Consider the following 12,466-nt stretch of genomic DNA (forward strand, 5'->3'; position numbering starts at 1 on the left):
TCTGATGTATTTGTCGAACAACCGCCCCAAAAAAGCTTGCCAACATTAAAACCATGGTTCTTTTCATTTTTCTCTTTCCCTTTTTAAATAATATTATCTCCCTATTCTACTTAGCAATGAATACGGTGTAAATTGTCTACTTAGATTTTTCTATTTTTCAAGCAACCAATCCACAATATATTTAACTTCAATTCCATCTATTTGATTAATATCTTGGTATCTACCAGTGACTAGAATCTTTCTATAATTATCAATAATATTATTTAGATTATCTGTCTCGTGAGTATTATTAGGAAGATCATAAGTAACTTGAACATAAAGAATTTCATCTAATTTTCTAGCGATGAAGTCAATTTCCTTAGTTCCTAATCGGCCAATATCTACTTGATATCCTCTTCTCTTTAATTCAATAAATACTATGTTCTCTAAACGGTTGCTGTAATTCCCATCTTTTCTCCCAACCGCATTTCTTCTTAATCCAGAATCAACAATAAAGTATTTTCCATTGGTTCGTAAGTATTCACGACCACGAATATCATACTGTTTCCCTCGGTAGAATAAATAACCAGTTTCCAAGAGATCAAGGTATTTCTTAATTGTAGGAATTGTTGTAGGAACTCCCTCACTCGTTAATGTATTAGCAAGTCTAGCAGAATTAACTAGCTGTCCTACATTATCTGAAAGAAAGCTAATGAGTGCTTTTAACGTTGCTGGGTCTTTAACGCCAGCTCTAAATGCGATATCATTGAGAACTATTGTGTCGAATATTCCTTGTAGGATTACATCTTTTATTTCTTCATCTGCCAAGACAACTGATGGAAAACCACCATATTTCTCATATTCAAGATAGGCTTGATCTACGTGTCTGGAATCTGAATTAATTTCCTTTACCTGAAGAAATTCACTAAATGATAAAGGATAAACCAAAATCTCAACGTATCTACCGCTTAACAATGTTGCCAGCTCGCCCGACAGCATATCAGCATTAGATCCCGTAATAGTAATGTCACTATCGAAGCTCGTTTTTAATCCATTAACAACTCTCTGCCAACCTTCAATCATTTGAATTTCATCAAACATAAAATATAGTTTATCCTGATTGTCAGGAAGTCGTTTATCTATTTCTGCTCTAAACTTCTTTTCACTATTTATTGAAAGAGATTCATAGCTCTCAAAATTAATATAGATTATATTTTCATCTTTGACCCCCAAATCTTCAAGATATTGTTTATATAATTTCATCAAAAAAGATTTTCCAGATCTTCGAACCCCAGTCAATATTTTTATAAAATCAGAATCTTTGAACTTGAGAATTTGATCTAGATAAAAAGGTCTATTAAACATACTTCTCACCTCGCCAATTTGTAATAAGTACCTCACTTGAAAATATAAAGTTTGTTTTATATTTATCTCTTAACGTGGATAATATAAACTTTGATTTATATATATGTCATTATACCATAATATTTAAAGACCTGTTTATATTTTTCGGCTTTTAACCAAAACAGTCACCCATTATGACTATCCATTAGGTGACTGCCGTGATTGTGTCTATTTTTTTGGAGGGAGGGGCCACCGGTTTCTTGTATTCCATCGAAATAAATAAAATAGTTTTGAGAATACAACTATGATTTTATGACTCCTGGAATAACCAATAACGATGAACATAGAACTAAAAGGAAGTGGAGTAAAGTCTGCATATTTATCTACTAAAAAATTATTAGATAAATTACGACCTATTGAAAAGGTATTTCTAGCATTATTCCTATAACTTGGAATCTCCATAGCTTTATCAAAATAATTTTCAGCTTTCTCTCCCTCAATCAACTGGATTTATTGAAGAGCATGAAGTTATTAGTGTCTTCTATAGCACTTCCTTCACCACCAACAAGTTTTATATAACCTTGAAGGCTCATCATCTGCAACAGGTTTTTCAATCAATCTGAAAAAGATTTTATTTACTGAGCCACGACCTTCGCATCAGCATTTTCTAAAGAAACGCTGATTTCTCGGGGAAGAGAAGTATCGTGCTACAAATTGGCAGTTCTTTTTAACGAATAGACATCACTTCTATCGTTTTTTTACTTGACTGATCTTTTTCTAATCATCAAAGAGTTGGATTAATGCTCAGCTTGATGATGCCCACTGGTTGTTCTGCCTGATCTGGATTGATGACAAATTGAATTTCTTGTTGGTCATCTTCCAAACCGTAGGAAACAGCAAATTGCATTGTTTCTCCGGGACCTAAAATAAAATCATAAAAATTATACAAGAGCTGATCTTCTTCTGGATGCTCCGCCAAATAATTTTCATCTAACCAAACTTCCTCCAATGCAAGCTCTTCTTTATCTGTCACTTGACTGATTGTTCCTAGTGAATAGAATGAATCTGCGCTAAAATAGTCCTCTTCACTGATATTCTCCATTTTGAAAACGATAAAGACAGCAGGATCACCTTCTTCATCAGAAACAACTTTTGCAGCATTAACAGTTAATTCAAACCCTGGGGTGTGGATTATTTTGTCTTGAATAGAAATTTGTTTATTCTTGTAAAGTGTTTCTGCTTCCTCATAACTCTCATCGTCTTCTTCAAAATCATAATCATCCTCTGACCACTCATCTGTAAAACTAAAGATACTTCCTCCAGTGATTCGTTTTAAAGGCTGAACGATGCTATCTGGAACCTCTTCATCATAATAAGTATCCCCAATATCTTGTGCAGCTTTTAGAAAACTAAAAAGTTGAATCATCTGATCATAATCCGTCGTTTTGGCATTTTTTATTGCCTGATAGAATTCTATGCCTCGTTCATTTAAGCGTAATAATTCTTTGGTCAATTCTTTTTGAGTCGCATTGTGAACCAAATCAGCAGAGAGGATTTTTAATTTATTGTCTATTTCCTGAGCTTCATTTTTCGTGATCGCATTCTTTGGGGAAGAGCCGTCTGCAAAAACTTTTTCTACTGGTTCATAAACGATCGTACTGATTTTTTCATAGTAACCGTATAATTCTTTTTTTGAATAACTTCTGGTTTCATTTCCTTGGCAGCCTGCAAGAAGCACAAGACAGCCAATCATCAGCAGAACATTGCTAAAATAAGAAATTTTCTTGTGAAATACAGGTACCATTTGCTTCCTCCTTCTTGATTTGTAAGAGATGCATACTATTTTAACAACAATTCTATTATTTCGTTGCTAAATCCATCTTAATCGTACCCACAGGTTCGTTGTCCCAGTCAGGATTTACCTCAAACTCAATCTTTTGTTTACTATCAGCCAATTTATACGCAGCGGCTGCCTGCATTGTTTCCCCTGGGGCTACAATTTCAAGGTAATAATTATCATTTAAAGTTTGATCTTTCTCATTGCTCTCAAGATATTCTTCACTTGGGTCGCTTTCATCTAATGCCACATGACCTTTATCCGTTGTTTGATAAAAAGTACCCAAATAGTAAAGCAGGTCAAGATCGAGATCATCCGAATCACTCAAATTTTTTACTTCATAGGTAATTAAAGCCGCATCACCGTCATCATAATCAGGAACGATTTTCGCACTTTTTAGTGTTAATTCAAAATCTTCAGTGGTAATGGTCATTCCTTTGATGGCGACATCCTCATTTGAATAATAGTATTCTTCATCATCTTCGTATTCTTCATCTTCTTCATAGTCATCGTCACTTTCCCCACCAAAAAGTCCTTCTAACCCACTACCAGATTCTTCACTTTCCTCAAGGCTCTCAGTAATTTCCTTAAAGGTATCTGGAATCTCGCCATCAAAATAATCATCACCAACATCTTCTAACGATTTCAGAAAATCAAGCATCTTGATAGCTACATCATACTCATCCGCTTCCAAATCATCCGTACTCTTATAAATATCTAATGCTTTATCATTTAGCTTGATTAAAGCATTGGTTATTTTTTTCTCTGAATTATTGCTTTCCAAAGATTCTTTAATATCAGTTAAATCATCTTTAGCCTCTTTAAACTCATCTTCCAAATCTGCCAAACTATCTTCATCTGTTACATCGATTTCTCCGTTGACAAGCTGTTCAATGGGTTCATAAGTCGTCTCTGCAATATCATCATAATACCGTTGTAAATCTTTCTTTGTATAATTTGGTCCTTGCTGACAACCCGCGAGAAACAATGCAGCAAAGCTGACAGTCATCAAAATTTTTTTCATTTTCTTCTCCTTTATTTCTGCTTTTTTAATAGCATTGATTTACCCAATAATGTATCTCTATTTCGTATCTACCTAATTTTGCCATATTTTCCAGTAAAAAAAATGTCAATTTTTAACCAGTTCACACGAATTTATGACATTTGTTCAATTTTTTATTGAAATATGAATAAAAATAAACGGAACCAGTTTTTTTGTTGTTTTATTAAGAAAATTTAATAATTTATTTGCTATTTTTTGCTAAAAAAATCGTCCTATTGGTGAATGAAAATCAAAAAAAGCCCAAACAATAGTCAAGACCAGAGAATCCTGTTGCTGTTTGTCGCAACTAATGATTCTTACTGTTTTTACTATTGTTTGGACTATTGATTGATTACAACTTCATTAAGGCTTTTTTTCTAAAGAATAATATTCAGGTACTTAGCTACCTGTTCTACGTCTTTGTCTCCACGTCCGGATATATTGATAATGACCAGTTCTTCTTTTGACAAAGTGGGAACTCGCTTGATTGCTTCTGCAATCGCATGTGAGCTCTCAATCGCTGGAATGATTCCCTCTGTTTTCGAAAGTGTCAAAAATCCATCTACTGCCTCTTTGTCAGTCACAGCGACATATTCTGCCCGGCCAGTTTCTTTTAAAAACGCATGTTCAGGCCCTACACCAGGATAATCTAGTCCTGCAGAAATGGAATAAACCGGTAAAATATCACCTTGTTTATCAAAAAGACCATACGTATTCATGCCATCGATAATACCAATTTCTCCTTTCGTCATCGTTGCGGCATGATAAGGAGTATCAACACCCTTTCCTGCTGCTTCCACACCAATCAATTTTACTGACGGCTCAGGAATAAACGCAGCAAATGCACCGATTGCATTTGATCCGCCTCCTACACAGGCAAAAATGTAATCTGGCAAGCGACCTTCTTTTTCTAAAATTTGTCTCTTTGCTTCCTCACTGATAATTTTTTGAAAATCTTTTACCATCGTCGGATAAGGATGAGGACCCACAGCCGAGCCGAGAACATAAAATGTATCCTCTAAATGTTCAATGAAATAGCCGAAAGTGGCATCCACCGCATCCTTTAAAGTTTGAGTTCCTTGGGTCACAGAATGAACTTTGGCGCCTAACATCTCCATTCGAAAAACATTCAGCTTTTGACGAGCCACATCTTCTGCACCCATAAATACTTCACACGCCATACCGAATTTTGCCGCAGCTGCAGCAGTGGCTACTCCGTGCTGGCCAGCTCCAGTTTCAGCAATGATTTTGGTCTTTCCCATTCGTTTTGCAAGTAGAATTTGTCCTAAAACATTATTTAGTTTATGTGCGCCAAGGTGATTCAAATCTTCACGCTTCAGATAAATTTTTGCTCCTCCCAATTTTTTCGTCAAAGATTCTGCAAAATACAATGGCGTTTCCCGCCCTGAATAATCTTTTAAATAATGCTGATATTCCGCCAAAAATTCCGGATCATCTTTATATTGTTCGTATGCTGCTGCAACTTGATCCAAAGCCACTTTTACCTCATTAGGAACAAATTGTCCGCCAAATTCACCATAAAATCCTTTTTCATTCATTGTCATAGTCACTTTCTCCTTAGGTCTATTTTAGTTTTTTGTCACCAAAGTATGCTCTAAAAAGAAAAAAGACCGAATAGCGAAAAAACGCTAGCCGGTCATCAATCTAAAGGATTATTCACCGACATAGATGCTTTTTAGAACATACTCTAAAAGTTGCATCTATGCCTTTACCTGCATACACACAACTTCATCTTTGCCAGTTTTGCCAATTTATCATGGAATGTGTAAACATGTGAATCATCCTTTCCGTTTTATTTTCCAAAATCATAGCACAGAAACAAAAAAATACAACGCTTTTTCTAAAGTTTTTTTAGAGTCTTTTAAAAGATTGGATTATTTTAACTTCAGCGATTAATCACAAAATCGAACCAACCTTTTCTTTTGACAGGAACATCATATTTTAATTGATAGCTCATTTGACCTTCAGATAACGCAGCGTAAATCTCCTGTAACTCTTTTTGTCCATCTTCCATTGACTCATACCAAGCCAATGGAACCATATTCTCTCCCCAAAAAGTAGTTGCATCAATTCCAAGCATTTGAACAGCAGGTTGTCCCTTCTTTTTACCGAAAACATTAGCAAGTTGAAATTTATAAAATGAAGAAAGCTGTCCGTTAATCTTGCTCATGATTGAAATTCGATGAGTTCCTTCATTGATTGGTTTTTTCGTAAATGATTTTTTATCTAAATTTCCTAAAAGGTAACCAAATGAGACTTCAAAATAATTTGCAATAAGCGCTAGTTTTTCAAAGTCTGGATGTGCTGTCCCATTTTCATATTTTGTAATTGATTGTCTGGAAACATTTAATAATTCTGATAATGCTTCCTGAGAAACACCTTTTTCTTTTCTTAACTCTTTCAATTTTTCACTAAACATCTATTTACAACCCTTCTCATCCATTCTTGTTCATTTGAATAAAAAAGGCAAGAACTAAAAAGTTGCATTTCGTCAACTACTCGTTGCAAGGTAATCTTATGCGGCTAGAAATATTTCATATCAACACTGACATCAAATAAATGATGCCAGTAACTATAAAAGACAAAATGACTTTATTGGTTTTCTTTTCGGGATCGATTGCGATTTTTTGCAGTGTGATAACACCTGATCCTATTAAGAAAAATAATAACAAAAATCCCACTTCGACACCCCCACAGTTAATCTCGATTCATTTGCTCTTGCTATAATTTTATTTATTTGAATAGTCCATTCTCAATTTATGCTTAATGTAAAAAAATATACTATAAGTGTAAGGAAAAAAGAATCAATCAGATTCTTTTTTCCTTACTTTTTAAACTGGAACCCATTCGCCTAACCATTTAGCCGCGGTATAATCGTATTGTCGTTTATACGCTTTTCCGTTGATATTTTTAAAACGCCAGCCAATAATATTCGCTCTTGCTGAAATTTGAGGTTCTGTCTGAGGCACTTCTTCTGCAGATGAAACGAGCGGAAAGCTACTTACCCCAATAATTCCTACAATTAATCCAACGAGTACTCTTTTTTTCACGTCATAACCTTCTTTCGATTATTTTTTTATAATTGGGATTCCCTCAATGGAAGGATCATCCAAATCTGAAATAGTTCCCATATCATTTCCTTCAATGATTAGTCGAAAAACATTACCCTTTTGTAAAATATATGTTGCTGGTTGATTGGATTCAATTTTTTGAGTGTCTTGAATATCGGCTTCTTTGTAGCGATAAGGTTCAAAGATAAAGGAGGTAACGATAAATGGCAGGATAAATGCTAAAGTCAATAGGTACCGTTTCGTTCGCTTATTTTTAAAACCTGCCAAAAGAAATTCGATTCGTCTAGAAAGGATATTTGAATCGGAAAAAGTAAAATTCGTCACCAATCTGTTCGCCAGTTTTGGGTCCGTTTTTTTCTCCTTCTTTTTTACCGACACGAGAGATTCTACATAGCTAAAATAACCCTCTTTTGTCATAGAAGAAGTTACTTGATGATCCACACGTAACTCAATAATAAAATGGACTTGATTACGGAAGAGATATAGTGGGAAGAACCACCAATAGCTGCTGACAATCAACTGCAATAAAAACTTTTTTAGAGGATCTTTATTTTTGATGTGCTGGTATTCATGAAGCAAAATATTTTGACGTTCCTCTTCAGAATAACTTTTATCTGGAATAAATATTCTTGGATGAAAAATTCCTAACATAAATGGAGTAGAAACGAATGATGACTGATAGACCAACGTTTTCTTAGAAGTGTCTTTTAAAAGACTCGAATCAATCAGTTGTTGAATATCTTGTGATTGGGCACTCTCTTCGATGACACTGGTCAATTTTTTTAGTCGCAGCCATTTAAAAAAGAACAAAATATAAGAAATAATTGCACCTATAATCCAAATGATTGCAAAGAAACGAAATAGTGAACCAGACGTTCCAGATAATGTAAGGTTCGTTTCAAAAAAACTATATATTTTTGGTAATACCGTTTTTGAAGGAACCGTCACTGTATTGGCTAATTCAACAGGGAAAACCAACCGCATTGAAACAAAAAACGCCAAAATCAACAATAAGTCTGTACGAATCAACCGATAGGCTTTTTTAGAAGTTAGCAGAAACTGAAGCAAAATTACCAATAAACAAACTGCCAACAATGAAATAAGCAATGAAGAAAAAGAAAGATTCATAAATTATTTCCCTTCGTTCAGCTCATCCTTTTTCCGTTGAATCATTTGCTCTAATTCATCAAGAACAACTTCATCGTCATTGGTCTCAATAAAATTTGATACAAGTGACTTCATTGAAAAGGAGGAAAGCTGGCTGGTAACAAATTCTTCTTGCGCAATGGTCGGTCTGAATAATCGAGTAAGCACCGTTCCACTGTAACCAATATCATCAACAGCTATTAATTGATACTTCAACAGTTTACGCAAAACAGCTTGGATAGTATTTTTATTCAATGATGGGTCGTTTCGTTCGATGTCACTCGCCGATAGGGCTTTTTCCGTATTCCACAGAACCGTCATGATCTGCATTTCTTTTTTTGTGAGTTTGATATTTTTCACTCTTTCTACCTCCTGAAAGTATTCTCTAAAATAAATTATAGCATATTATCCGATTGATAGCGTAAATATTTACGGTAATTCTCTTTTATCTGATTAACTAATCCTAGCGAAGCGTTTCTTTTTCTGGGATTCTTTCCTCCATCTTGGCTCCTCGCAAGTACAAACTTAATCCAATAACTAAAGAAAAATAGATAATTGCCAACAACCAACGAACAAATGTGGAATGGACTAGAATACCGGACAAAAGAAAGACCACTCCCATCATGAGAAACATCCGTTGCTTTTCTTTGCTCGTCATTTTCTTTTCCAAAAATGGTGTCACATATTTTTGATACGCATTCAAACCAGTCAATCGATGATAAAGTTTCGGAGAACTTCTCATCCAAAAGAAGCCCGTTAATAAATAAAAACCAGTTGTTGGCAACACGGGGAGGAAGATTCCCGCCGTGCCAATGATAAACGTCAATGAACCTAAACCAATAAACAAATATTTTTTCATGTTTCTCTACCTTTTATTTTTTCCTGTATTATATAGTATTTCCACAAAAGAAACATTAGAAACCCTCAGATTCAACTTTTATTTGCTTCTTTTCCAACAAGTCGTTATACTTTTTTTGAGGTGAATACGTTGCCAAAATATATCGAGATCGCAAATATTCTAAGAGAACGCATTGAAAACGAAATTTATGCCAAGGGAAGTTTACTTCCAAATCAGACAGATCTTGTTAGAGAATTTCATGTCAGTCGAACAACAATCAAAAAAGCAGTCAGTATTCTGATTATGGAAGGCTTGCTTTTTTCAAAACGCGGAGCAGGAACAACCGTTTTAAATCATCCTTTTTTGGGGAAAGAAACTTCTCCTATTAATGAATACGCTGGACTCAGTTATCAAATGAAACGACAAAATCGGCCGATTGAAAGTCAAGTAATCACTTTTGAAGTAAAATTTCCCGATGAAAAAATTCAGGAAAAGTTAATGATCTCGGAAAAAGATCCGGTCTATGAAATCATGCGTTTACGAATCTTAGATGAAAAGCCCTATGTCCTTGAACACTCCTTTATGCCGGTCAGTCTGGTTCCGGGATTAACATTGGAGATTTTGCATCACTCGGTGTATGACTATCTGCTGCAAACTTTGGGGCATCATTTTGCGGGTGCCTACCGAACCATTTCCGCTGCAAAAAGCGATTTCTTTGATCAAGAATATCTTCGCTGCAAAAGAGATGATCCTGTTTTAGAAGTCGAACAAGTCATTTATCTTGAAGATGGTCGACCAATCGATTACTCCACGAGTCATAACCGTTATGACACCCGCGGCTATTCCATTTTAGATGTAAAATACAGCTCTTTAGATTAATCTTTTGATTTTCAGTCTTTGATCGATTGATCAAAGGCTTTTTTTATGCTCGAAAGAAATGTTTGGATTTATTTTTAAAAAGACTAGTCATTTATCTTTTTTGGTGCTACTATAAATGAGAAATCGATTTCAGTTTCAACCGTTCTAGAACATGAATACTTTTATTAAGGAGATAATCATGGATAATTTTGTTGCATTTATGGAAAAACATTTTATTCCGGTTGCTTCTAAAATTGGGGCACAACGCCATTTAGTTGCTATTCGTGATGGATTTATCGTCACGATGCCATTAATGATTTTAGGATCATTCGGGGTATTAATAAATAATTTACCTATCCCACCATATATCACATTTATGAACAACCTTTTCGGTGAAGGAAAATGGCAAGCTTTCGGAAATAATTTATCTTCAGGTACCTTTTCAATTTTGGCGTTACTGATTGCTTTCACTGTTGCCTATAATTTGGCAAAAAGCTATGGCAAAGATGCTTTAGCTGCAGGCGCAATTTCAGTTTCTAGTTTCTTCGCTCTAGGTGCATTACCAGTTGATGCCGATGGAAATTTGAGTAATGCTGGACTAGGCTCACAAGGATTATTTTTAGCATTGATCGTTGCAGTCTGCTCTACTGAGATTTTCAGAAGACTTATCGGCAATCAACGATTAGTAATCAAGATGCCTGATGGTGTGCCACCTGCAGTTTCTCGTTCATTTGCTGCCCTCTTCCCCGCAATGATTACAGTAGCGATTTTTGCTTTTATTACTGCATTATTCCAAGCAGCAGGTGTAACTAGTATCGTGACAGCTTTTTATGAATTGGTTCAAGAACCATTTATGGGCTTGGCCAACTCGTATCCTGCCGCTCTTTTACTTGGTTTTATTTCTGCATTCTTATGGTTCTTTGGTTTACATGGTGCAAATATCATCGATCCATTTATGCAAACAATCAATATTCCTGCAATTGAAGCAAATGTAAAAGCACTACAATCTGGCGAAAAAATGCCTTTTATTGTTAACAAACCTTTCTTTGACTCCTTTGTTAACTTAGGTGGTACCGGTGCAACTTTGGGTCTTTTAATTGCTATTTTCTTAGTCGCTCGTAAACACAAAGCTTACATGACAGTAGCAAAATTATCCATTGCCCCAGGTATTTTCATGATTAATGAACCCGTTATGTTCGGGTTACCAGTTGTATTAAACCCAATCTTGTTCATTCCATATGTCTTCACTCCACTTGTTCTAGTGACTGTCGCATATGTTGCAACTGCAACCGGATTGGTTCCAGCCTGTTCAATCATCGCACCTTGGACGACTCCACCTATTATCGGAGGTATCCTGTCTACACAAAGTTTAGCTGGCGGTGTTCTTGCTGCAGTAAACTTAGTCATTTCTATCTTGATTTACCTGCCATTTGTAAAATTGGCACAAATCCAAGAAGTTCGTCGTATGAAAGCAGAAGCCTAAAGTGTTTCCTGTTGAATGAAATAAAGCATCACTTCTCTCTTCCAATTTTTCTGGAAAATAGAAGTGGTGCTTTTTGATTGGTGCCTAATCAGCTACGTAGAACTTTTTCCATAGATTTTCCCTTGGCTAATTCATCTACTAGTTTATCTAGGTAACGAATTTTTTGCATCAATGGTTCTTCAATCGTTTCGACACGAACGCCACAAACGACACCTTTGATTAATGTAGCATTCGGATTGATTTGGGCTTGATCAAAGTATTCTTCAAAAGTTACCTCATCATCAATTAATTTTTGCTGGGTGGCTGCATCAAATCCTGTCAGCCATTCGATGGCTTCGTCAAGCTCAGCTTTCGTACGCCCTTTTTTTTCGAGCTTCTGAATGTACATTGGGTAAACACTAGCAAACGAAACTTTATAGATTCTGCTCATTGTGATTCTCCTCAAAAAAAGTTTTTGAACTACGGATCCTGAATTATTCATACTTCTAGATTTTTAACATTAATTTTGAAAAACCATCGGTTTTTCTTTTTCTGTTATTACATTTCAAATATCGCTAGCGCTATTAGCTCAAAATATGATCTATTCAAGGAATGACGAGTCACTTTTCTTATTTTTGAGCGCAAATATCCCTTAGAATTAATAAGTTTTTAAAATTTCAGTTGGCTCCCAGTTCTACCAACAGAGTTGCTGAATTTTTTCCAATAGATAATAGAACAGATTCTGGTAAACATGAGAAGAACTCGTCTTCAGAAACAATTTTCGACCGCTGCGAATTAGCTTACCAGCCACTTTGAAAAGGCGAAGACGTAAGGTGTCTACTTGGAAAACTGCTTCTTTCGCAGGTAA

Annotated in this window: 13 protein-coding genes; 2 read left to right on the forward strand and 11 right to left on the reverse strand. The window is 35.3% G+C overall.

Going from position 1 to position 12,466, the window contains the following annotated elements:
- Nucleotides 1–150 precede the first annotated feature (150 nt).
- The 9 genes from FFM66_RS08320 to FFM66_RS08360 all read right to left on the reverse strand — a co-directional run bounded on the left by FFM66_RS08320 (nt 151) and on the right by FFM66_RS08360 (nt 9,299).
- Nucleotides 151–1,344 carry an ATP-binding protein gene (locus tag FFM66_RS08320; protein WP_137605602.1) on the reverse strand — a complete coding sequence of 398 codons (1,194 nt, stop codon included), beginning with the start codon at nt 1,342–1,344 and terminating at the stop codon, nt 151–153.
- 763 nt (nt 1,345–2,107) lie between these two features.
- Nucleotides 2,108–3,127 carry a DUF5067 domain-containing protein gene (locus tag FFM66_RS08325; protein WP_137605603.1) on the reverse strand — a complete coding sequence of 340 codons (1,020 nt, stop codon included), beginning with the start codon at nt 3,125–3,127 and terminating at the stop codon, nt 2,108–2,110.
- Between the two features lie 55 nt (nt 3,128–3,182).
- Nucleotides 3,183–4,184 (reverse strand): DUF5067 domain-containing protein, encoded by a 1,002-nt coding sequence (locus FFM66_RS08330; protein WP_137605604.1) that lies wholly within the window; start codon nt 4,182–4,184, stop codon nt 3,183–3,185.
- A gap of 395 nt (nt 4,185–4,579) precedes the next feature.
- The gene (trpB, locus tag FFM66_RS08335) at nt 4,580–5,761 is read right to left on the reverse strand and encodes a tryptophan synthase subunit beta (RefSeq protein WP_137605610.1); all 1,182 of its coding nucleotides are present in this window, start codon (nt 5,759–5,761) and stop codon (nt 4,580–4,582) included.
- 347 nt (nt 5,762–6,108) lie between these two features.
- The gene (locus FFM66_RS08340) at nt 6,109–6,642 is read right to left on the reverse strand and encodes a helix-turn-helix domain-containing protein (RefSeq protein WP_137605605.1); all 534 of its coding nucleotides are present in this window, start codon (nt 6,640–6,642) and stop codon (nt 6,109–6,111) included.
- A gap of 412 nt (nt 6,643–7,054) precedes the next feature.
- The gene (locus tag FFM66_RS08345; protein WP_048603473.1) at nt 7,055–7,273 is read right to left on the reverse strand and encodes a hypothetical protein; all 219 of its coding nucleotides are present in this window, start codon (nt 7,271–7,273) and stop codon (nt 7,055–7,057) included.
- 18 nt (nt 7,274–7,291) lie between these two features.
- Nucleotides 7,292–8,422 carry a M56 family metallopeptidase gene (locus tag FFM66_RS08350; protein ID WP_137605606.1) on the reverse strand — a complete coding sequence of 377 codons (1,131 nt, stop codon included), beginning with the start codon at nt 8,420–8,422 and terminating at the stop codon, nt 7,292–7,294.
- Nucleotides 8,423–8,425: 3 nt separating this feature from the next.
- Nucleotides 8,426–8,800, reverse strand: coding sequence for a BlaI/MecI/CopY family transcriptional regulator (locus FFM66_RS08355; protein WP_048603471.1), 375 nt, complete (start codon nt 8,798–8,800; stop codon nt 8,426–8,428).
- A 103-nt stretch (nt 8,801–8,903) separates the two neighbouring features.
- Nucleotides 8,904–9,299 carry a YbaN family protein gene (locus FFM66_RS08360; RefSeq protein ID WP_137605607.1) on the reverse strand — a complete coding sequence of 132 codons (396 nt, stop codon included), beginning with the start codon at nt 9,297–9,299 and terminating at the stop codon, nt 8,904–8,906.
- 129 nt (nt 9,300–9,428) lie between these two features.
- Between FFM66_RS08360 and FFM66_RS08365 the strand changes: the two genes are divergently transcribed.
- Both FFM66_RS08365 and FFM66_RS08370 read left to right on the forward strand, forming a co-directional pair.
- The gene (locus FFM66_RS08365; RefSeq protein ID WP_137605611.1) at nt 9,429–10,157 is read left to right on the forward strand and encodes a GntR family transcriptional regulator; all 729 of its coding nucleotides are present in this window, start codon (nt 9,429–9,431) and stop codon (nt 10,155–10,157) included.
- A 178-nt stretch (nt 10,158–10,335) separates the two neighbouring features.
- The gene (locus FFM66_RS08370; RefSeq protein ID WP_137605608.1) at nt 10,336–11,619 is read left to right on the forward strand and encodes a PTS sugar transporter subunit IIC; all 1,284 of its coding nucleotides are present in this window, start codon (nt 10,336–10,338) and stop codon (nt 11,617–11,619) included.
- A gap of 88 nt (nt 11,620–11,707) precedes the next feature.
- Here FFM66_RS08370 and FFM66_RS08375 read toward each other — a convergent pair whose 3' ends face one another.
- Together FFM66_RS08375 and FFM66_RS08380 are read right to left on the reverse strand one after the other, a co-directional pair.
- Nucleotides 11,708–12,049, reverse strand: a complete 342-nt coding sequence (locus FFM66_RS08375; protein WP_371851516.1) for a DUF2200 domain-containing protein — start codon at nt 12,047–12,049, stop codon at nt 11,708–11,710.
- Between the two features lie 243 nt (nt 12,050–12,292).
- Nucleotides 12,293–12,466: transposase (locus FFM66_RS08380; protein ID WP_212741318.1), on the reverse strand; the 174-nt coding region annotated here is incomplete at its 5' end.

The organism is Enterococcus songbeiensis, from assembly GCF_005405265.1.
Classification (GTDB): Bacteria; Bacillota; Bacilli; order Lactobacillales; family Enterococcaceae; genus Enterococcus_C; species Enterococcus_C songbeiensis.